Origin of the sequence: Sphingomonas oligophenolica (assembly GCF_006438955.1) — a bacterium.
Classification (GTDB): domain Bacteria; phylum Pseudomonadota; class Alphaproteobacteria; order Sphingomonadales; family Sphingomonadaceae; genus Sphingomonas; species Sphingomonas oligophenolica_A.
The window spans coordinates 13255-35261 of record NZ_RCZK01000004.1 but is presented as its reverse complement, the minus strand read 5'-3'; the positions used below and the strand labels follow the sequence as shown (position 1 = coordinate 35261).

General features: G+C 66.0%; 17 protein-coding genes and 1 riboswitch. Of the genes, 4 read left to right on the top strand and 13 right to left on the bottom strand.

The window, feature by feature from the left end; translation table 11 throughout:
- The first annotated feature begins 2 nt into the window (after positions 1 to 2).
- Together EAH84_RS06210 and EAH84_RS06205 are read left to right on the top strand one after the other, a co-directional pair.
- Positions 3 to 1001: an alpha/beta fold hydrolase gene (locus EAH84_RS06210; RefSeq protein WP_140870005.1), complete on the top strand. Its 999-nt coding sequence runs from the start codon at positions 3 to 5 to the stop codon at positions 999 to 1001.
- Positions 1002 to 1024: 23 nt separating this feature from the next.
- A complete protein-coding gene (locus EAH84_RS06205; RefSeq protein ID WP_140869388.1) occupies positions 1025 to 2197 on the top strand; it encodes an acetyl-CoA C-acetyltransferase in 1173 nt (390 codons plus the stop codon).
- Positions 2198 to 2288: 91 nt separating this feature from the next.
- Here EAH84_RS06205 and EAH84_RS06200 read toward each other — a convergent pair whose 3' ends face one another.
- From EAH84_RS06200 to EAH84_RS06190, 3 genes are all read right to left on the bottom strand, one after another.
- Entirely contained in the window at positions 2289 to 5564 is a 3276-nt protein-coding gene (locus EAH84_RS06200; protein ID WP_140869385.1) for a TonB-dependent receptor domain-containing protein, read from the bottom strand.
- A gap of 141 nt (positions 5565 to 5705) precedes the next feature.
- On the bottom strand, positions 5706 to 6728 hold the full coding sequence (gene alr, locus EAH84_RS06195) for an alanine racemase (protein WP_140869382.1): 1023 nt from the start codon (positions 6726 to 6728) through the stop codon (positions 5706 to 5708).
- 40 nt (positions 6729 to 6768) lie between these two features.
- Entirely contained in the window at positions 6769 to 8358 is a 1590-nt protein-coding gene (locus EAH84_RS06190) for an MFS transporter (protein WP_140869380.1), read from the bottom strand.
- A gap of 167 nt (positions 8359 to 8525) precedes the next feature.
- Between EAH84_RS06190 and EAH84_RS06185 the strand changes: the two genes are divergently transcribed.
- Entirely contained in the window at positions 8526 to 9755 is a 1230-nt protein-coding gene (locus EAH84_RS06185; protein WP_140869377.1) for a parallel beta-helix domain-containing protein, read from the top strand.
- A complete protein-coding gene (locus EAH84_RS06180; RefSeq protein ID WP_140869374.1) occupies positions 9752 to 10909 on the top strand; it encodes an SO2930 family diheme c-type cytochrome in 1158 nt (385 codons plus the stop codon). The genes EAH84_RS06185 and EAH84_RS06180 overlap by 4 nt, the downstream gene beginning before the upstream one ends.
- A gap of 150 nt (positions 10910 to 11059) precedes the next feature.
- Here the strand turns inward: EAH84_RS06180 and mmsB are convergent, their stop codons facing one another.
- From mmsB to EAH84_RS06130, 10 genes are all read right to left on the bottom strand, one after another.
- Positions 11060 to 11950: a 3-hydroxyisobutyrate dehydrogenase gene (gene mmsB / locus EAH84_RS06175; protein WP_140869371.1), complete on the bottom strand. Its 891-nt coding sequence runs from the start codon at positions 11948 to 11950 to the stop codon at positions 11060 to 11062.
- 121 nt (positions 11951 to 12071) lie between these two features.
- The gene (locus EAH84_RS06170) at positions 12072 to 12845 is read right to left on the bottom strand and encodes an enoyl-CoA hydratase (RefSeq protein ID WP_140869368.1); all 774 of its coding nucleotides are present in this window, start codon (positions 12843 to 12845) and stop codon (positions 12072 to 12074) included.
- Positions 12846 to 12857: 12 nt separating this feature from the next.
- A complete protein-coding gene (locus EAH84_RS06165) occupies positions 12858 to 13925 on the bottom strand; it encodes an enoyl-CoA hydratase/isomerase family protein (RefSeq protein ID WP_140869365.1) in 1068 nt (355 codons plus the stop codon).
- On the bottom strand, positions 13922 to 15067 hold the full coding sequence (locus EAH84_RS06160; RefSeq protein ID WP_140869362.1) for an acyl-CoA dehydrogenase family protein: 1146 nt from the start codon (positions 15065 to 15067) through the stop codon (positions 13922 to 13924). The genes EAH84_RS06165 and EAH84_RS06160 overlap by 4 nt, the downstream gene beginning before the upstream one ends.
- A 10-nt stretch (positions 15068 to 15077) precedes the next feature.
- The gene (locus EAH84_RS06155) at positions 15078 to 15575 is read right to left on the bottom strand and encodes a hypothetical protein (RefSeq protein ID WP_140869359.1); all 498 of its coding nucleotides are present in this window, start codon (positions 15573 to 15575) and stop codon (positions 15078 to 15080) included.
- A gap of 5 nt (positions 15576 to 15580) precedes the next feature.
- A complete protein-coding gene (locus EAH84_RS06150) occupies positions 15581 to 17110 on the bottom strand; it encodes a CoA-acylating methylmalonate-semialdehyde dehydrogenase (protein ID WP_140869355.1) in 1530 nt (509 codons plus the stop codon).
- Between the two features lie 74 nt (positions 17111 to 17184).
- Complete coding sequence (locus EAH84_RS06145; RefSeq protein WP_140869352.1) at positions 17185 to 17955, bottom strand: ABC transporter ATP-binding protein; 771 nt, start codon at positions 17953 to 17955, stop codon at positions 17185 to 17187.
- The gene (locus EAH84_RS06140) at positions 17946 to 18902 is read right to left on the bottom strand and encodes a FecCD family ABC transporter permease (RefSeq protein ID WP_140869349.1); all 957 of its coding nucleotides are present in this window, start codon (positions 18900 to 18902) and stop codon (positions 17946 to 17948) included. The genes EAH84_RS06145 and EAH84_RS06140 overlap by 10 nt, the downstream gene beginning before the upstream one ends.
- Positions 18899 to 19786: an ABC transporter substrate-binding protein gene (locus tag EAH84_RS06135; protein WP_140869346.1), complete on the bottom strand. Its 888-nt coding sequence runs from the start codon at positions 19784 to 19786 to the stop codon at positions 18899 to 18901. Before EAH84_RS06135 ends, EAH84_RS06140 begins: the two co-directional genes overlap by 4 nt.
- Positions 19786 to 21627 carry a TonB-dependent receptor plug domain-containing protein gene (locus tag EAH84_RS06130; RefSeq protein ID WP_241656486.1) on the bottom strand — a complete coding sequence of 614 codons (1842 nt, stop codon included), beginning with the start codon at positions 21625 to 21627 and terminating at the stop codon, positions 19786 to 19788. Before EAH84_RS06130 ends, EAH84_RS06135 begins: the two co-directional genes overlap by 1 nt.
- Before the next feature lie 116 nt (positions 21628 to 21743).
- A riboswitch (cobalamin riboswitch) is annotated at positions 21744 to 21929 on the bottom strand.
- Positions 21930 to 22007 lie beyond the last annotated feature (78 nt).

The window sequence follows — 22007 nt, the reverse complement described above, 5'->3', positions numbered from 1 at the left end:
CCATGCTGCGCAGCGAGACCGCAGCACGCCCCGACGAATTTGGCGCCGCGATGGCGGGATTGCGCGCCTACCAGCAGGCCGAGCGCCCCCCCGCCAGACCACCGGCACCCGCGGTGCAGCATGCCGGGCGCGTGTGCCTGCGCGATCATGGCGGCGGCGGGCGACCGGTCGTGTTCGTGCCCTCGCTGATCAATCCGCCCGCGATCCTCGACCTTGGCGAGGCCTCGCTGCTGTGCTGGATGGCGGGGCGAGGCTTTCGTACGCTGCTGGTCGACTGGGGCGCGCCGACCGCCGCGGATCGGAATCGCGACCTCGCCGATCATGTCGCCGACATGCTGGTCCCGCTGATCGAAGTGCTCGACGAGCCCCCCGTCCTCGTCGGCTATTGTCTCGGCGGGACGATCGCGACCGCGGCGGCGGCGCTGACCCCGGTCGCGGGGCTCGCGACGATCGCGGCGCCGTGGCGCTTTGCGGGCTATGGCGACGCGCGTGAGACGATGCAGGCGATGTGGCGTGCCGCGGAGCCCGCATGCGACGCGCTGGGGCTCGTCCCGATGGAAGTGCTGCAATCCGGATTCTGGCGACTCGACCCCCGCCGCACCGTTGCCAAATATGCCGCATTCGGGCGGATGGCGCCGGACAGCGACGCCGCCCGCGCGTTCGTGATGCTGGAAGATTGGGCCAATGCTGGCGCGCCGCTGCCCTATGCGGTCGGCCGCGACCTGTTCGACCGCTTCGTCCGCGACGACCTGCCCGGCACCGGCGATTGGCGGGTACGCGACACCGCGATCGATCCGCATCGCCTGCCCTGCCCGACGATCGAATTCGTCTCCGCCACCGACCGGATCGTTCCCGCCGCGACCGCCGCGGGGCTGGCCGAGCGCCGCGATCTGATGATCGGGCATGTCGGGATGGTCGTCGGGTCGCGCGCGCGCGCCGCGCTATGGGAGCCGTTGGCCGACTGGGCTGGCGGACTGGATCGCGTTGCTGCCACCCTCTAGATAGCCCGCGAAGGAGAATTCCCATGACCGATATCGTCATCACCGCCGCCAAGCGCACCCCGGTCGGCAGCTTCCTCGGCGCGTTCGCGACCACCCCCGCGCACGAACTCGGCCGCATCGCGATCGAAGCCGCGCTCGAACAGGCCGGGGTCCGCGGCGACGAGGTGTCCGAAGTGATCCTCGGCCAGGTGCTCACCGCCGCGCAGGGCCAGAACCCCGCGCGCCAGGCGTCGATGGCGGCAGGCATCCCCAAGGAAGTCCCCGCGTGGGGCGTCAACCAGGTCTGCGGCTCCGGCCTGCGCGCGGTCGCGCTCGCGTGTCAGGCAGTCGCGACCGGCGACGCGACCATCGTCGTCGCAGGCGGGCAGGAATCGATGTCGATGTCCGCCCATGCGCAACACCTGCGCGGCGGCACCAAGATGGGCGACCTCACGCTGGTCGACACGATGGTCAAAGACGGGCTGACCGACGTCTTCAACGGCTATCACATGGGGATCACCGCCGAAAATCTCGCCGAACAATATCAGGTCTCCCGCGCCGATCAGGACGCATTCTCGGTCGCCTCGCAGAACAAGGCGGAAGCGGCGCGCGGATCGGGCCGTTTCAAGGACGAGATCGCCGCGGTCACGATCAAGGGGCGCAAGGGTGACACCGTCGTCGCCGACGACGAATATATCCGTGCCGGGGTGACGATCGACAGCGTCTCCGGCGTGCGCCCCGCGTTCAAGAAGGACGGCACCGTCACCGCCGCCAACGCCAGCGGCCTCAACGACGGCGCCGCCGCGCTCGTCATCATGACCCGCGAGGAAGCCGAAAAGCGCGGCGCGCCGATCCTCGCGACGATCAAGTCCTGGGCGAGCGCCGGCGTCGACCCGTCGATCATGGGCATCGGCCCCGTCCCCGCGACCCGCCGCGCGCTCGACAAGGCGGGCTGGACGATCGGCGATCTCGACCTGATCGAGGCCAACGAGGCCTTCGCCGCGCAGGCGCTCTCGGTCGGCAAGGAACTCGGCTGGGACGCTGACAAGGTGAACGTCAACGGCGGCGCGATCGCGATCGGCCACCCGATCGGCGCCAGCGGCGCGCGCGTCCTGACGACGCTGCTCTACGAGATGCAGAAGCGCGATGTGAAAAGGGGGTTGGCGACATTGTGTATCGGCGGGGGGATGGGGATCGCGATGTGCGTCGAGCGGTAACTCGAGCGCAAACTGCCTGCGACAACGCGCAGCACCGATAGAAAAGGGCGCGCTGGCCATCGTCAGCGCGCCCTTTATTGGTAGGCTTAGATCAGTATTTCAGGCGAACCGACGCCGAAAAACGCCGACCAAGCGAGTCGATCGAACCCAACCCGGTATTATAATACCCAAGATAATTCTGGTACTGTTTGTTACCGATATTAAGCACCGCGAGGGTTAAACGAAACCTATCCCCAGCGTTGATCCAAATCGATCCGTCCACGGTGACATATGGATTAAACCGATTGAATTCACGAAGATCGGGCGACAGCGCGGTCCGCGTCGCAATCTCCTTGCCGACATAGTTCGCCGTACCGCTGATTCCCCAACCATCACCGAGGTAACGGTTCGTGCTCTGGAACTGGAACTTGGGATCGCCAACGATACCGTCGGTGCGCACCGCCCCGACCCCCGTGATATCGATCAAGCGGCGGTTGACATAATAAAGCGTCGTCGATGTCGAGAAGCTTCCCGGAAGCCCGATTCCCGCAAGCTTGGTATTATAGCTAATAGTGCCTTGCGCACCGGCATAGAAAATTCTCTTGCCGTTGACATAGCCGCTCCGGACGCCGGGATTGACTGGATCGTTTACGACCTGACCTGCGCGCGATCCGCCGTTTACCGCGGTTCCCCCATCTGCGGCGGTGTAGCGCTTGATCTGCGAACAGAAGCTATTTCCATTGGCGGGGTCAGCGGCGTTGAAACTTGGATTGTCGAAACAGCCTGAAACGATCTGTGCGACCGTCAGATTGGCGATCGGATTGGCAATCCGTACGTCGATATAATCCGCGCTAATCGTCAAACCCCGAATATAACTCGGCGAGTAAGTAAAGCCCACCGTGAAGCTGCGCGAAACCTCGTTATCGAGATTCGTATTTCCGCCCGATATCGCCGGCAACGACGCCTGGGATGCGTCAAGCGGGGTCGCGTTCGGGAACGCGGCCAAGAACGCCGTGCAGTTCGCGGCGCGAGTTGCCGGAGCAGGACCGGCGTTACGATTGGCCGTAGAGCACAAATCGTTGACGAAGGCGAACTGTGGCGATTGCGGCAAGAACAACTCTGTAATCGCAGGTCCGCGGAACGACTTGGTGTACGTCCCCCGGATTTGTAGATCATGCCCAGGCGACCATTCTCCACCCGCAGACCAAGCCAGGAAACCACCGTTAACGGTATTATCTACATACCGCGCACTGCCATCGAACGACAAGCTATAAATAAATGGTACATGATTTGTTGGCGAAATGATTGGCAGCAAAACTTCGCCAAAAACTTCATCAACATTATACTTACCTTGAGTCGGCGCAATAGCAGACGATCTTCCTAAGCCTTGCTGCTGAAAAAAGCTCGGTGTGAACTTGCCATCTTCTTCACGATGCTCGTATCCAAGCGCAAAACTGTAATCATTGCCGAATATGCTGAAGGGCGAGCCCTGCATTTTCGCCACAAAGTCTTTTTGCTGCAACACGCTGACGGTTTCGGTCTGCTGGATGATATAAGCGCGCGCAGCGGCGCTCGACTGACCTGCACCGAACAGGTTGAGCGGTACGCAGTTGGGATCGGCGATTGCCACGCCGCCGGGTGCCGCCTGCAATGCGGGCGTCGCCGTACAGACGATCTGCCCTGATGCGTTAGTGGTGACGTTGACCGCGTTGATGAAATTCTGCCGGTTGATGTCCTGACCGATGTCGTCAATGTGCGTCCGACCGTAGTTCGCATACGCCTCGTATGAGAAGTTGCGGCCGTGAATTTTGAAGTCGCCCCGCGCCCCGATTACCCCACGACCGATATCGGTCGACGAATAGCCCGTCAGGTCGGCAAGGTCGTCATTGGCGCGCGACACCTGAAAGCGGGTAATTCCCAATGCTGCAAACTGCGCTTTCGCCTGCGCGGTCAGAAACGGATTGCTGGTCAGGAAGTTCAGCGGGCCACTCGATCCGCCGAATAGGTTCGAGTTGAAGCTGGGCTGTTGAACGAGTTCGTTGCCGAAAGAGTGGAAATACGTCCCTTCCGCGAACAGTTGGAGCGCATCCGACACGTCATAATGCAAAAACACATTGGCGGTATCGCGCTTCACGTCGCTCGTCAGCTGGGAATAGTCGTTAAATCGAAAACCATCGCCGCCCGACGCGTAAATGCTCGGCAGGACAATGCCGGTATTGAACGGAATCAGATTTCCCTGGGTGTCGAACTGATAACTTTGAATGGCCGAACCCACCCGTGACGAGCCCGCGCCCGAAGCAAGGCCAAACGCGTCGGTCAACACCCCATTGCGATTGAGATAATAGATCGACAGATCCCGGTATGCGATCGTGCCGGGGTTACCGTCGGTAGCCGAGTCGTTATAACCATAAGCGGGGTTGATCCGACCATCATTCGTTGGCGTGATCCCGTTGCCCGGGCGCCCGATCCTCCCGATAAAGTTGCCTGCCGGGCACGGATTGGCTGCCGTTCCGCCACCGGGGAAGGTGCATGGATTGCCCGCGCTGCCGACGTTCTGGCGCAAATAACCCCGGTCATTCGCCAGAATACCCCGCTGTTCGTCACGCGTGTAGGCGACCGTGATATTGGCGCGGCCATCAAGATAGTCATGACCGGCGAGGAATGCCGCGTTATATCGGAAGCCGTCGCCTTCCTCTGTGATCCCGGAGAGGCCGTTCAGCTCGAGGCCGTTGAACCGATCGCGCAGAATGTAGTTAACGGTCCCGCCGATCGCGTCCGACCCATAGGTTGTCGCACCCTTGATCGACGTAATTTCGGTGTGATCGAGCAGGATCGACTGGATTGTGTTGACGTCGACCTGCGTACCCGCGGACCCCTGCCCGAAGAGGGTGTTGGGATTTGATGACACAAATCGACGGCCGTTCACCAACGTCAGCGTCCGGTTCGATCCCAGATTGCCGATGTTGACGAAGTTAACGCCTTGTCCGAACGAACCCTGCGCCCCTGCTGGCGTAACCGATCCGCGAATACCCGGCAGCGTGTTCACCGCATCGGCGACGTTGGTAAAGCCGCGTTCTTCCAAGAAGGCACGGTCCTGAACGATAACGGCGGGAACGGTATCGATCCTGCGCCGGATCAGAGAGCCGGTCACAACGATATCATTGGCCGACGAGGTGGTCCCGTCCGCGTTTACCGCTTCGGGCGACCGCGGCGCATTTGGCTGCTTCTGACCATTGATTGTCGTCGCGCTGTTTTGCGTGCCGACATCCCCGGCACCAGTGGTGCTCTGCGTTTCGGCCTGCGTCTGAGCCATTACCGCAGTTGGCATCATCGCGGCGACGATCGCAGCGGTAGAACCACACAGAAGCGCAGCTGAGCGAGAGATCATGACGGGGTTCCCCAGGTTATCGTTGTTCCGGGGTTGGCTAGGTCACTCGTGTGGTGCAATCTAGCTACGATCGCATCATAATGACAGTTTCGTGAACGATTGTTGCGAATATAACACATGCCGCCGTACGTGACGCCCGGTTCATTGCCAACAGCGCTCCACCCTGCTACCGAGCCCAGTCAGCAATTCATATTGCGACATCCCGCTGATCCCCGCGGCGGCCCTTAGGTCGAAATCGATCGCCACCCAGTCGCCCTCCGCTAGCGCCGCCGCGGCGGAGACATCGAGCGCGACCAGGTCCATCGAGACCCGCCCGATCACTGGCAGTGTCCCGCCTGCCGCACTGCCCCGATCCGAAAACCCGCGGAAATAGCCGTCGGCATAGCCCAGGTTGATAATCGCGACCTCGGTATCGGTCGTCGCGGTCCAGGTCGCGTTGTAACCGACGGTCTCGCCCGCGCGCACCGTGCGCCGCTGGAGGATCTGCGCTTCGGGCGTCACCACTTGCGCGATCGCGCCCGCCAGCGCGTCGCACGGCACCCCGCCATACAGCGCCAATCCTGGCCGGACGAGATCGAACGCATAGTCACGCCCGCGCGCGATCGCCGCCGAATTGGCAAGGCTCATCCGGCGCGCGGTGGTGACGCCTTGCAACGCCGCGAATCGCGAGCGCTGCGCCGCGTTCATCGGGCTGTCTTGATCGGCACAGGCGAGATGGCTCATCAGCGTGTCGATCGACAGGCCTTCGAGCAGCCCTGTCCGGACCTCGTCGGGGGACACGCCAAGCCGGTTCATCCCAGTGTCGACCATCACGTCGCACGCGCCCCCGCCCGCCGCCTTCCACCGCGCGACCTGGATCGGGGTGTTGAGCACCGGGCGCGCGATGCCGCTCATCGCGGCGGGCATGTCTTCGTCGCGGACGCCGTGGAGCACCGATACGGGAACGCCGAGCCCTGCGAGCGCCTCCGCCTCGTGCCAGGTCGCGACGAAGAAATCACGGCATCCCGCCGCGGCGAGCGTGCGCACCACCTCGACCGCACCGAGGCCATAGCCGTCGGCCTTCACCGCCGCGCCGCACGCCACCGCCGCGCGATCGCGCAACGCGCGCCAGTTGGCGGTCAGGGCGGCACGATCGATCCGGAGGCGGGCGGGCGCGGCTGTCATGCGCAAGGGCTCTAGGGAGCCCCCGCGCCTGCCGCAACGATCAGGTGAGGACGCGGCCCCGCCGATCCTCGCGCAAGCCCACCATCGTCACCACCAGCGCCATCGCCACCACCGCCATCGTATACCATAGCCCCGCGAACGGATTGCCGGTCTTGGCGACGATATACTGGCTGATGAACGGCAGGAACCCGCCGAAATAACCCGTGCCCAGATGATAGGGGATCGACAGCGAGGAATAGCGGATCGCAGGTGGAAACATCTCCGACAGCAGCGCGGCGACCGGGCCATAGGTCGCCCCCGACAGTGCCCCCATGACCAGGATCGCGAGCAGGATCACGACGATGTTGCTGCCCGACGGCACGACCGGGTCTAGATCATAGCCCGCCGCAGTCAGCGCCGCGTCGAGCGCCGCAGGGCTGCGATCCGCCTGGGGCTCGCCGCCGATCGACACCACCGTCGCGGGGGTGTGCGCCTTGGTATAGGGGATGCCCTTCTTCGAGAAATAGTCGAGCAGCCGCCCGCATTCGTCGGCCTGCTGCGTCGCGAACGGGCTGTAGGCGCAATGCGGCCCCGCGACGATCACCGGCGCCTGCCGCGCGGCGTGCGCGAGTCCCGGATTCGCCGCCGCCGCGATCGTCCAGAAGACCGGGAACAACAGTATCAGCGTCAGGATATAGCCGATCACGATCGGCTTCTTGCGCCCGACCCGGTCGGACAGCTTGCCGAACAGGATGAACCAGCCGAGCCCCATCAGCGCGCCCGCGCCGACGATCAGCTGCGCGGTCGTCGATTCGACCCGCATCGTCGATTGCAGGAACGACAGCACCGTGAACATCGCGGTATACCAGATCACGGTCAGCCCCGCCGCGATCCCGAACAGCGCCACCGTCATGCGGCGGATGTTGCCGGGATAGGTGAAGCTTTCGACGATCGGGTTCTTGGCGCGCTCCCCCGCCGCGCGCATCGCCGCGAAGACCGGGCTTTCGGAGAGCTTCAGCCGCATCCACAGCGACACGCCAAGCAACAGGATCGAGAACAGGAACGGGAACCGCCACCATCCCGCATCCCACCACGCGGCGGGCACCAGGAACTTCGTCGACAGCACGACCGCGAGGCTGAGGATGAAGCCGCCGACGACCCCCGCCTGGATGAAGCTGGTGTAAAAGCCCGATTTGCCGGGGGGGGAATGTTCGGCGACATACACCGCCGCACCGCCATATTCGCCGCCGAGCGCCAGCCCCTGCATGATCCGCAGCATCAGCACGAGCGCGGGCGCAAGATAGCCGATCGTCGCCGCCGACGGCACCAGCCCTACCCCCGCGGTCGCGATGCCCATCAGCGTGATCGTGACCAGAAACGTATATTTGCGCCCGAGCCGATCGCCCAGATAGCCGAACAGCACCGCGCCGAGCGGCCTGAACCCGAACCCGACCGCGAATCCCGCCCAGGCGAGCAGCGTCTGGACGACCTCGTTGCCCGCGGGAAAGAAGGTCCGCCCGATGATCCCCGACGCCGCAAGCGTGCCGTAAATGAAGAAATCATACCATTCGAACACCGTGCCGAGCGACGAGGCGGTGATGACCAGCCTGATGTCCTTGGCACTCGGTTCGCTGGTCGCTGCGGTGGTCATGGTGTCTCCCCTTGCGACACGACTTAGAGCAAGCCGCGCGTCTGTAAATCTCCGTCGATCGTTCAAGCTTGAGCCGAACCGCGGGGCGGCCGGGCCTATTTGGCATCCGCGGCAACTGCGCTACGTTGCTGGTCCGAGAACCAAAAAGCCGGGAGAGGATACCCCCCATGCGCACCCCCCTTTTCCTGACCATCGCCGCGACCACCGCGCTGGCGGCGTGCAACACCGGCCCCAAGACCGATGCCAATGGCTTCGTCATCGACGCCGATTTCGAAAAGAAGCTCCAGCAGCAGTTGCTCGATGCGGGGCCGGGCACGGTCATCACGATCCCGGCGGGCAAATACGCGCTGTCGCGCAGCCTCAGCCTCACCTCGAATGGCGTCACGGTCAGGGGCGCGGGGATGGACAAGACGATCCTGTCGTTCGCGCACCAGACCTCGGGGGCGGAGGGGATGCTGGTTACCGGTGACGACTTCACGCTCCAGGATCTCGCGCTCGAGGATAGCAAGGGCGACGCGCTCAAGATCAACGGCACCACCAACGCGGTGATGCGCCGGGTCCGCGCCGAATGGACCGGGGGCGCCAAGACCTCGAACGGCGCCTATGGCCTCTATCCGGTCCAGGTCACCAACGTCCTGATCGAAGGCAGCGTCGTCAAGGGCGCGTCGGACGCCGGGATCTATGTCGGCCAATCGACCAACATCGTCGTCCGGGGCAACCGCGCCGAGGGCAATGTCGCAGGGATCGAGATCGAAAATTCGAGCCACGCCGATGTCTATGACAACACCACCACCGGGAATACCGGCGGCATCCTCGTCTTCAACATGCCCAACCTCCCCGTCCCCGGCAGCAAGACCCGGGTCTTCAAGAACATCGTGAAAGCAAACAACCACGCCAATTTCGGCGCCGCGGGCAGCGCGGTGAGCAGCGTGCCGCCGGGATCGGGAATCATCGTCAATTCGAACGACGACGTCGAGATATTCGCCAACGATATCGCCGACAACAAGACCGCCAACGTCATCATCTCGAGCTATTATTCGACCGGCTTCGATACCAAGAAGGGGATCGCGGCGGCCTATGATCCATACCCTGAAAACATCTACGTCACCGGTAACGACTTTTCGGGCGGGGGCACCGATCCGGGGACGAAATACGCGCCGCTGAAGGCTCTTGCCGGGGGGCAGTTGCCCGCGGTGCTGTGGGACGGGTTCCGCAATCCCAAGGTGGCGAGCCCCGGCATCTGCGTCCAGAACGGCGACGCCAAGCTGTTGAATGCCGACGGGCCGAACAAGTTCGCGCACGCGCGGATCGATCCCGACGTGAACTGCGCGCCCGCGACGCGGCTGCCCGGGGTGACGCTGCCCGCATCGATGACGAAGGATCGCGGCACGCCATGATCCGTCGCCTCGCGCTGTTGCTGGCCGCGGCGCTGCTGACCCACGCCTGCGCGCGGACTCCCCACGATGTCACCTTCCATGCCGACGACAACCCGGCGACGTTGAGCGAATGGGGGCTGTTCACGCTCGCCAACGGCCGGATCGCGCCGCACGCCGGCATGGTCACCTACGACCTCGCGACCCCGCTGTTCAGCGATTATGCGCAGAAATGGCGGACGATCTGGATGCCCAAGGGGGTTCATGCGACCTACAACCCCGACCGCTGGCTCGACTTTCCGGTCGGCACGATCGTCACCAAGACCTTCTATTACACCACCCCCGCCGCAGCAGCCGATCCGCAAACCAGCGACACGGTGCTCAAGGCGACGCCCGCACTGTACCAGACGGGGGTCGACGGGCTCGACCTGGCGCATGTCCGGCTGATCGAAACGCGGCTGCTGGTGAAGCGCACCAAGGGTTGGGTCGCGCTGCCCTATGTCTGGAACGCGGACGGCACCGATGCGACGCTCGAACGGACGGGCGCGGACATCCCGCTCACCTTCGATGCAGGCGGTGCGAAGACCCAATTCACCTATTCCGTCCCCAACCAGAACCAGTGTGCGGGGTGCCACGCACAGGATTATCACACGCGGGCGATCGACCCGATCGGGCTCAAGGCGCGCCATCTCAACCGCGATTTTCCGGGTGCGGGTGGCGAGATCAACCAGCTGCGGCGGCTCGTCGGAATCGGCTATCTGACGGGCGTCCCGAACGTTGGCGTGCCGCGCAACGCCGATTGGCAACACGACGCCGCGGGCGTCGGCGCGGAGGCACGTGCGTATCTCGACATCAACTGCAGCCATTGCCACAACGCCACCGGCGCGGCGCGGACGTCAGGGCTATGGCTCGATGCCGCCACGCTCGATCCGCGCATCCTGGGGATGTGCAAGCCCCCGGTCGCGGCGGGACGCGGCACCGGCAACCGCTCGTTCGACGTGGTACCTGGGCACCCCGACGCGTCGATCATCCCCTATCGGATGGCGAGCACCGATCCGGGCGAGATGATGCCCGAACTCGGCCGCTCGCTCGAACACAAGGAGGGGGTGGACCTGATCAGCCGCTACATTACGGCGATGAAGGGGGCGTGCGACGTGGATGGCGGGCCAGCCACCTGACCCACCGTCCGTCTACAGGCGGCGAGGCACCCGAGACCCTCATCCTCATTCGTCACCCCGGACTTGTTCCGGGGTCCACCGTCCCCCGAGCGCAGCGCTTGCGGATCCATGGATCCCGGAACAAGTCCGGGATGACGTTGGCATGTGGCGCTACTCTTGCGCCTCCCCCCGCAGCATCCGGATGATCCCCGAAAAATCGACCCCGCCCTGCCCCTGATCGGCAAAGGCTTCGTACAGCTCGCGCGCCTGCGCCCCCATCGGGGTCTGTGCGCCGACGTCCTCGGACGCCGCCATGGCCAGCCGCAGATCCTTCAGCATCAGCGCCGCCGCGAACCCGCCCTGATAATCATGATCCGCGGGCGTGTCCGGTCCGACACCGGGGACGGGGCAATAGCTCGTCATCGACCAGCTCTGTCCCGACGACACGCTCGCGATGTCGTAGAACGCCTGCGCCTTCAGCCCCAGTTTCTCCGCGAGCAGGAACGCCTCGCAGGTCGCGGCCATCGTCGCGCCGAGAATCATGTTGTTGCAGATCTTCGCCGCCTGCCCCGCGCCGTTCTGCCCGGCGTGGATCAACGCCTTGCCCATGTCCGCCAGGAACGGTTCGGCGCGCGCGAACGCGTCTTGCGATCCGCCGACCATGAACGTCAGCGTCCCCGCATTCGCCGCCCCGATCCCGCCTGACACCGGCGCATCGACCGCGGTCAGCCCCTTGGCGGCGGCGGCATCGGCGACGCGCTTGGCGGTGGCGACGTCGATCGTCGAACAGTCGATCAGGATCGCGGAGGTCGCGGCGTTGCCGAACACCGCGTCGGTATAGACGCTCTCGACATGCTTGCCCGCGGGCAGCATCGTGACGACCGCCTCGGCCCCCTCGATCGCCTCGGCGGCGCTCGCCTTGGGCAGGCAGCCCGCGGCCTTCGCCTTGGCGAGTGCCTCTTCGCTGAGGTCGAAAGCGCGCACGTCATGCCCGTTCTTCGCGAGGTTCGCGGCCATCCCGCCGCCCATGTTGCCCAGTCCGATGAATGCGACGCGTGCCATTGTTTTTACTCCCCTCCCGCTTGCGGGAGGGGCCGGGGGAGGGCCTGTCCGCAACCGGAAACCATGTGATCGGAGGGAACAGGCCCTCCCCTAACCCCTCCCGTAAACGGGAGGGGGACTGTTATTTCCCCGTCCAGTTGCCGGGCCGCTTCTCGACGAACGCGGCCATGCCTTCCTTCTGATCCGCGGTCCCGAACAACCCGTGGAACAGCCGTCGTTCGAACTGCACGCCCGCGGTCAGCCCGGTCTCGAACGCGGCGTTGACCATTTCCTTGTTCGCCTTGACCGCGATCGGCGCCATCCCCGCGATGACCGCGGCGGTCTTGACCGCTTCGTCGATCAGCTCGGCGGCGGGGATCACGCGGCTGACCAGCCCGGCGCGTTCGGCTTCCCCGGCGTCCATCATCCGTCCGGTCAGGCACATCTCCATCGCCTTGGCCTTCCCCACGGCGCGGGTGAGGCGTTGCGATCCGCCCATGCCGGGACTGACCGCGAGCTTGATCTCGGGCTGGCCGAACTTGGCGGTGTCGGCGGCGAGGATGAAGTCGCACATCATCGCCAGTTCGCACCCGCCGCCCAGCGCATAGCCCGCGACCGCCGCGATCACGGGCTTGCGGGTCTGGACGAGCCGGTCGTAGCCTGAAAAGTGATCGCTGCCGTACATCGCCGCGAAGTCCATCCCGGACATTTCCTTGATGTCCGCCCCCGCGGCGAACGCCTTGTCGCTGCCGGTCAGCACCGCGCAGCCCTGGCTATGGTCGGCATCTAACGCCGCCAACGCCGCGAGCAGGTCGGTCAGCACCTGCGCGTTCAACGCGTTGAGCGCCTTGGGCCGATCGAGCGTGATCAGCGTCACCGCGCCGCGCTGTTCGACCTGAATCGTCTCGTAGTCCATGTCTCTCTCCTGTCAGCCGGGCGTCCACGCCTGATCGGCGGGGAGCGGCGCGAAAATCTGGTCGATGACGTGGCCGGTGACGCCCTCGGGCGTGGCGGGGTTCCAGCGCGGCGCGTTGTCCTTGTCGACGATCACCGCGCGGACGCCCTCGAGGAAATCGTGGCGCTGGACGACGCGGCTGCCAACCGCATATTCGCGCGCCATCTCGTCCTCGAACGTCTTTGCAGCGGCACCGTCGAGCAGCAATTTCAGACTCACCTTCATCGTCTGCGGCGATTTGGTCTTGAGCGTCGCAAGCGTGTCACGCGCGAAATCCGACCGATCGGCCTCGAGCGCAGCATATCCCTCCTCGAGCCGGTCGCTTGCGAACAGCCGCGCGATCACGTCGCGGTGCGCCAGGATGCGCGCGTCGGGAGCGGGAACCGCGAGATCGTCGAGGATCGCGGCGATATCCTGCGGCGTCTCTGCAATCCGGTGCTTCGCGTCATCGAGACGGTCGCTGGCGAGATAATGCGTCGCCAGCCCCAGCGCGCAACATTCGGCGCCGTCGAGCCGGTGCCCGGTCAGCGCAAGATATTGCCCCATCCGCCCCGGCAGCCGCGACAGATACCAGCCGCCGCCGACATCGGGGAACAGGCCGATCCCCGTCTCGGGCATCGCGAATTTCGTGTGCTCGGTCGCAACGCGATAGTCGCACGGCAGCGCGATCCCGACCCCGCCGCCCATCGTCACCCCGTCCATGAACGCGACGGTCGGCTTGGCGTAGGTGAAGAGGCGGTGGTTGAGCCGATATTCGGTGTGGAAGAACGCGCGCGCCTCGACCCCGTCCTTCGCGCCGCTTTCCGCGAGCATGCGAATGTCGCCGCCCGCGCAAAAACCGCGCGATAGCTTTGGGTCGCCGTCCGGCGCGGGAGCGTGATCGATCATCACCGCCTCGACCGCCGGATCGGTCCGCCACCGGTCGAGCGCCTCGCTCATGCTTGCGCACATCGCGGTGGTCAGCGCGTGGAGCGCCTTGGGGCGATTAAGCCGAATCCGCCCGACCGCCCCGTCGACCGGGGTCAGAACATGGTCGGTCATTGCCGCGTCAGCTCGCGCCCGACGATCATCCGCATGACCTGGTTGGTGCCCTCCAGGATCGAATGCACCCGCAGGTCGCGCCAGAAGCGCTCGATCGGGTAATCCTGCAGATAGCCGTAACCGCCATGCAATTGCAGCGCGCGGTCGACGACGCTCGAACCGGTATCGGTCGCGAGCCGTTTCGCCATCGCCGCGAACCGCGTCTTGTCGGGCGCATTGGCGGTGACCTTCGCCGCCGCGATATAGAGCAGCGCGCGCGCCGCCTCCAATTCGGTTGCCATGTCGGCGAGCATGAACTGGGTGTTCTGGAACTCCGCGATCGCGGTCCCGAACTGCTTGCGGTCCTTGGTATAGGTGATTGCCTCGTCGAGGCACCGCTGCGCACCGCCGAGCGAGCACGCGCCGATGTTGAGCCGCCCGCCGTCCAATCCCATCATCGCGATCCGGAAGCCCTCGCCGAGCCCGCCGACGAGATTCTCGCCGGGCACGCGGACATTGTCGAACATCACCTGCCGGGTCGGTTGCGAATGCCAGCCCAGTTTCTTTTCGTTCGCGCCGAAGCTGACGCCGGGCATGTCCTTCTCGATCACCAGGCAGGATATGCCCTTGGGGCCATCCTCGCCGGTGCGGACCATCGTGACATATACCTCGTTCTCGCCCGCACCGCTGATGAACTGCTTGGTGCCGGTGACGAGCCAGTCATCGCCGTCCTTGACCGCCTTGGTCTTGAGCGCGGCGGCGTCGGAGCCCGATCCGGGCTCGGTCAGGCAATAGCTCGCGATCCGATCCATCGTGACCAGGCTGGGGAGATATTTCGCCTTCACCGCCGCCGCCCCGAACCGGTCAATCATCCAGCTCGCCATGTTATGGATACTGATGAACGCGCTGGTCGAGGGACAGCCATAGGCCATCGCTTCCATGATCAGCGCCGCCTCGAGCCGCCCGAGGTTGATCCCCCCGCTGTCCTCGCTGACGTAGATCGACGCGAAGCCGAGTTCGGCCGCCTCCTTGATCACGGCGCGCGGGAAAATATGCTTTTCGTCCCATTCGGCGGCGTTCGGCGTGATCCGATCGGCGGTGAAACGCCGCGCCAGATCCTGGATCTCGCGCTGCTCGGCGGTAAGGGAAAACTGGTCGGTCATGGATTTCCGTTCAGGCGGGACATTTGGAATAGGTGTCGGCGGACACGGGATCGGTTTCCTCGCGGACCAGCGTCTTGCCTGCGTCCTGGAGCGTCAGCGAGGTCGCCTTCTTCCACGTCTGGCCTTCGCCCGAATAGGACAATAGCCCCTGGATCTTGGTCGGCGTGACCTGTTGTAGCGACCCGATCGTGGCGCGCGATTCGTAGAAGCTCAGCCGGTCGGCGGTGATCGTCATCAGCCCCTTGTTGTCGTCGCGCTTGGGGTCGCAATCTGCGGGCACCATCCCCCACCGGCCCTGGAACGCCGCGGGGATCGATGACAGCGGCGCGGGCGACGGCAGCATCACCGGCACCTGCCGCTGGCTGTTGTCGACGGTGAGGTCGGGCGGCACCTGCGCCTGTCCCGCGCCGCTCGGCACGTCGCTGTCGGCGCTGCTATTGCCCCCGCCGTCGTTCGATCCGCACGCCGCGAGCGACGCAAGCGCCATCGTCAGGATGATTCCCCGCATCGCGATCACCCCATCGTCGGGATGACGAAGGCGTTGGCAGCGTCGTCCACGCCCGCGCTGCCATCGGGCCAGCGCTGGGTGACGGTCTTGACCTTGGTCCAGAACTTCACCCCCTCCATGCCGTGCTGGTTGGTGTCGCCGAACGCGCTGCGCTTCCATCCGCCGAAGGTGTGATACGCGACCGGCACCGGGATCGGCACGTTGATCCCGACCATGCCGACATTGACCCGCGCCGCGAACTCGCGCGCGGCGTGGCCGTTCCGCGTGAAGATCGCGACGCCGTTGCCATATTGGTGGTCGCTCGGCAGCCGCACCGCTTCCTCGAAATCATGTGCGCGGACGATCTGGAGGACGGGACCGAAAATCTCCTCCTTGTACGCGCTCATATCGGGGGTGACGTGGTCGAACAGCGACGGCCCGATGAAGAACCCCTTCTCGTGGCCCTGCAGCTCGAAACCGCGCCCGTCGACGACGAGCTCGGCCCCCTCGTCGACCCCGGTCTGGATCCACTTCTCGATCCGCTCGCGATGCTGCGCGCTGACGACCGGGCCGTAATGCGCGTCATTGTCGGTCGACACGCCGACGCGGAGCGCATCGATCGCCGGGATCAGCTTTTCGCGCAGCGCATTGGCGGTCTTGTCGCCCACCGGCACCACGACGGGCAGCGCCATGCAGCGTTCGCCCGCGCTGCCGAACGCCGCGCCCGACAGGTCGGCGACGACCTGGTCGAGATCGGCGTCGGGCATGACGATGCCGTGGTTCTTCGCGCCGCCCATCGCCTGGACGCGCTTGCCGTTCTCGACCCCGCGCTTGTAGACGTAATGCGCGATGTCGGACGAACCCACGAAGCTGATCGCGGCGATCGCGGGATGATCGAGGATCGCGTCGACCATCTCCTTGTCACCCTGGACGCACTGCAGGATGCCCTCGGGCGCACCCGCTTCGGTCATCAGTTCGGACAGACGCCGCGGCACCGACGGATCACGCTCCGACGGCTTTAGGATGAACGCGTTGCCGGTCGCGATCGCGACGCCGAACATCCACATCGGGATCATCGCGGGGAAGTTGAACGGGGTGATGCCCGCGCCGATTCCGAGCGGCTGGCGCATCGAATAGACGTCGATCCCCGGCCCCGCGCCTTGTGTGAATTCGCCCTTCAGGATGTGCGGAATGCCGCAACAGAATTCGATGACCTCGAGCCCGCGCTGCACGTCGCCTTTCGAATCCGCGATCACCTTGCCATGTTCGGAACTGAGCATGTGCGCCAGCTCGTCCATATTGGCTTCGACGAGCCGCTTGAACTCGAACATCACGCGCGCCCGGCGCTGCGGGTTGGTCGCAGCCCAGCCCGGTTGCGCCTTCAGCGCCGCGGCGACCGCGACGTCGAGATCGGCCTTGGTACCGAGCGGCACCTGCGCCTGGACCTCGCCCGTGTTGGGATCGAAAATGTCGCCAAACCGGGCTTGGCCCGCAACTGGCGTCCGCCCGCCCGCGCCACCCGAATAGCCCGCGATATGATGGTCGATGATGCGCATCACGCTCTCCTCAAGCGGGCCGGTGCCGACTCCGCGTTGTAATTTAATTACCGTGCCACATAGGGCGCGAGCTGTCAGCGGCCAAGCCGCTCGATCGCTATGCAGATCGGATGAGGACCGGCAAGGGTTCCGAACGCGACCTCGAAGACGGGTTCGAGCGTCGCCGGGGTCAGCACATCCGCGACCGCGCCGAACGCGACGATCCGGCCATCCTTGAGCACCATCACATCGTCGGCGAGCCGCCCCGCCTGGACGATATCGTGGAGCACGATCGCAACGCCGCGCCCCCCCGCCGCGACCGCGCGCAGCCGCGCAATGACGTCGAGCTGATGCGCGGGGTCGAGGCTGGCGAGCGGTTCGTCGGCAAGCAGCCAGCGCGGCTCCCCCGCCAGCACCCGCGCGAGCAGGACACGCGCACGCTCGCCCCCCGACAATTCGCCGATCGGGCGGTACGCGAGATGCGCCGTCTCGGTCGCGGCGAGCGCGGCGTCGATCGCGGCCTCGTCGACGGCGGACGGCGCGGCATAGGCGCTGCGATGCGGCAAGCGGCCGAGCGCCACCGCATCGCGCGCGCGGATGTTCCAGTGGACCGCGGCATCCTGCGGCAGATACCCGATCGCGCGCGCACGGGCGCGCGGGTCCATCGTCGCGACCGGATCAACCCCGAGGCGGACGACGCCCGTCGTCGGCAGCAGCGCGAGCGCGGCCTTGAGCAGCGTCGATTTGCCCGCGCCATTGGGGCCGAGGATCGCGGTGACCCGCCCCGCACGCAGCGTCGCGTCGATGCCGTGGAGCACCCGACGCTTGCCGCGACTGACGCCGACATGGTCGAACGTCAGATCCATGCGCGGTTCCGATAGGTCATCAGCAACCCGAGGAAGAACGGCGCACCGATCAGTGCCATCGCGACGCCGAGCCGCACTTCTCCCGCGCCGGGCGCCAGCCGGCACAGGCTGTCCGCGACGAGCACCAGCGCCGCGCCACCGAGCGCGCTCGGCAGCAGCAAGTCGCTCGGGCGATGCCCGAACACCGGGCGGAGCAGGTGCGGCACGACCAGCCCGACGAACCCGACCACCCCGGTCACCGCGACCCCCGCGCCGATCGTCAGCCCGGTGCCGATCACGACCAGCGCCTGCAATCGCCCGAGCCTGACGCCCAGCGACCGCGCCGCATCCTCCCCCAAGGTCAGCGCGTCGAGCGCGCGCGCGGTGAGCAGCAACACCCCCGCGCCGACCGCCATCGGCGGGATCGCGCGCGCAGCATCGTCGAGGCTCCGATCGGTCAGCGCGCCCATCAACCAGTCGAGCACGCTCGCGATCGCATAGGGGTTCGCCGCGGTCGAGATCAGGAAGGCGGTGAGCGCGCCCGCGAGACTCGACAGCACCGTGCCCGCGAGGATGAACGCGACCGGGCTGGGGCTGCGCCACGTCAGCGCCGCAAGCAGCGCCATCGCGCCCCCTGCCCCCAGCATCGCCGCGGCGAACACCGCGAGGCTCGATCCGCCCGCGTAGAGGATCGCCGCCACCGCCCCCAACGCCGCCGACGAACTGACCCCCACCACCGCCGGATCGGCGAGCGGGTTGCGCAGATAGCCCTGGAGCACCGCGCCCGACAGCCCAAGGACCGCGCCGAGCGCGAGCCCAAGCAGCGCCCGCGGCAGCCGCAGTTCGATCATGATCGCGCTTGCGGCGTCGCCGTCGAGCGGCAGCCATTGCTTGCCTGCCACGAGCGATAACGCAAACGCCGCAACGACCAGCGCGGCGAGGATCGCGAGCTTGGCGGCGCGCGTCACAGCCCGCGCCGAACCGCGGCGAGCCGCGCGAGCGCAGGCGCGATGCTGGAGCCGCCGCAGTTCATCAGCTGGCGTGGGAAATACGCTTCGCGCGTGGCGGCATGTGAACGCGCGAGGACGCGGCGGCGCAGCTCGGCGGTACGGCCATCGCCGGGGGAAAGGATCACCGCGGGCGGATGCGCCGCGATCGTCTCGATCGGCAGCGTCCCGGTATAGGCGAGCCCGTAATCGGCGGCGGCGTTGCGGAAACCGGCGTGCGCGAGCAGGTCGTCGAGCAGCGTCCCCGAGCCATTGGCGAGATCGCCCGCGATGTAGAGGAGCGCGGAGGGGTTGGTCTTCACTGTTCCCCGGCGCAGGCCGGGGTCCAGCGCTGAACCTGTACTCGCGCGGGAGCGCGATCGGCGCAAGGCGCCGAGACTGGACCCCGGCCTGCGCCGGGGAACGGAAGCGTCGACCGCCGCTTCAATCTCCGCCACCATCGCCCGACCCCGCTCGGGTCTCCCCACCGCGTCGGCGATCTCCATCACCTGTGCCTCGCTCGCCGCGATCGTCGCGACCGATCCCAGCGTCAGCACCCGCAAGCCCGCCCTGGCATAGGCGGCGCGGGTCGCGGCGGGCGCGAAACTGTCGGTCACGACCAGATCGGGCGCACGCGCGATGACCTCCTCCGCGGTGCCTGCGGTCGCGGGAAAGCGCCGCGCGAGCGCCAGCGGCATCGAGGTCGCCGCCGCGTCGTGCGAATAATGACTCACCGCCGCCAATCTGTCGGGCGCGAGTTGCGCGAGGATCGCGTCGGCGCACGGGTTGGTCGAGACGATTCCCCCCTGCCGCGGCGGCGCGGCACAGCTCGCGACCAGCAACAGGAGGGGAAGCGCGGGTCGCATCAGTCCAGCTTCACCCGCACGCCGCCATAGGCCGTGCTGCCATAGGTACCGTAGCCGCGGACGACCTGATATGTTTCGTCAAACAAATTCTCGACCCGGCCATAGACCGACAGGCGTTCACCGATCGGCATTTCCGCGCGGATGCTCGCCAGCACATAACCGTCGAGCCGGACGGTGTTGGCCGCGTTGTCGAAGCTGTCCCCGACATGCGTGATCGTGCTGCCGACCGACAGGCCGAACGGAAATACGTAATTGACAGTGGCGCTCACGGTCTGATGCGGACGCCGCGCGAGATCGTTGTCGAAATTCGCTCCCGCGACGCGGTTCCGGCTGTCGATATAGCTGTAGTTCGCCGAGAACGTCAGCGCATCGACGGGCTTCAGCGCAATCGCCAGTTCGACGCCCTCGGCGCGGGTGCGCGCGATATTGGCATAGGTGAAGGTGCCGAGGTCGAAGTCGATCTGGTTGCGGGTATCGCGATGGAAATAGGTCGCCGATGCGCGTGCACGCCCGCCGAGCAGCGATTGTTCGACGCCCGCATCGTAATTGCGCGCGGTCTCGGGATCGAGCGTCCGGGTGCCGTAGGGGCCGTAGAGTTGATACAGCGTCGGCGCCTTGAACCCCTCGCCATAGCTCGCCCGCAATGTCGTGCCCGTCCCCAGCGCCAAGGCGGCGTTCGCGCCCACGCTGGTGTGGTTGCCAAACGCATCGTGATCGTCGTTGCGGATACCGCCGGTGATCGTCAGCGCCTCAATCGGGGTCACGATCGCCTCGCCATAGAAGCTCGTGATCCCGGTATCGGCAAAGGTCGTGCCGTCGTTGAAGCGCGTATTCTCACGCTCGGCGCCAGCGACCAGCCGGAGTTGGCGCACCGCCTGCCAGTCGCCCTGATAGCTGTAGCGTTCCGATCGTCCGCGTCCGATGAACGACGGCGCGGTGCCGAAGGTCGGATCGTAATTATCGCGATTGATATCCGCGATCGTGAACGCGACGACGTTCTGCACACCGCCGATGGTCGCATGGACACCCGCATAGCCGTACAATTCCTGCGCGGTCGAATATTCGGGAGTATCGGCGAAGGTATAGGCGGGTGCGGGAAAGCCGTCGAGGTCGGTGCGACTGTCGGCGTAATAGCCGCGCAGATCGATGCCGATACCCGGCGCGATGTCATACCCCAACCGCCCGGTCGCGCCATATTGGCGATAACCGTCGCGCTCGGTTCCGGCGGCAGCGGTCGAAATGCCGTCGCTCTTGAGATACCCGCCGGTCAGCGCGCCCGACAGCCCGCCCTTCGCGCCCGAAATCCCGGCATTGGCGTAGAGGCTGTCGTAGCGGCCATATTCGACGTTGCCCCGCGCCTGCAGCCCCTCGGTCGGGCGCAGGGTGACGATGTTGACGACCCCGCCGATCGCCTGGCTGCCCCACGGCACCGAATTCGGCCCGCGCAAAATCTCGATTCGGTCGATCGATCCGGCGAGCAAGTTGCCGAAATCGAACCCGCCGCCGGGCGACGACGGATCGTTGACGCGCACCCCGTCGATGATCGTCAGTGTCTGTTCGGCTTCCGCGCCGCGCAACCGCACGCCGGTGAAGCTACCGATGCCGCCGTTGCGGGTGACAGTGACGCCGGGCGTGGTCGCGAGCAGGTCCGCGACCGACACGATCTGGCGGCGTTCGATTGCGTCGCGGGTGATGACGGTGATCGCCTGCCCGACCTGGTCGGCGGGCTGCGCGACGCCGCTGGCGGTAACGACGATATCGGCATCGGACACCGGCCCCGTCTGCGCGACCGCGGGGGACGCAGCGAGAATCGTGGAAAGAAGGAGGAGAGGTTTCAACACGTGGGCACATCCTTGCATGTGCCGCGCGCGACGATTCGCGAGCGGCGGATGTCGCTCGCTCGAGGCGGACCCGTCGCCAGGCGCCGCTCGTCCGCCCGGGAGCTCCCGCCCGCGCGATGGATCGACCGCGAGGGGCAGGTCTCCTGACTCCCGGGTCATCGCTCTCTCCTCGCCTTCCCAGGTCGAAACCCAGTGGCATGATGAGGAGACCGCTCGCCGGTCACAGTTGCGGGGACAGCGCCGGGTTCGCACCGGCTTCCCTATTCACCCCGTCGCCGGGGACCCTTCACGCTTCCGCCCCTAGCAGAGCCCCGGACGGCGTCAACGGCGGGGGGATTGAACAGTCAACCGTTCGGCCTGAGCTTGTCGAAGGGCCTGAG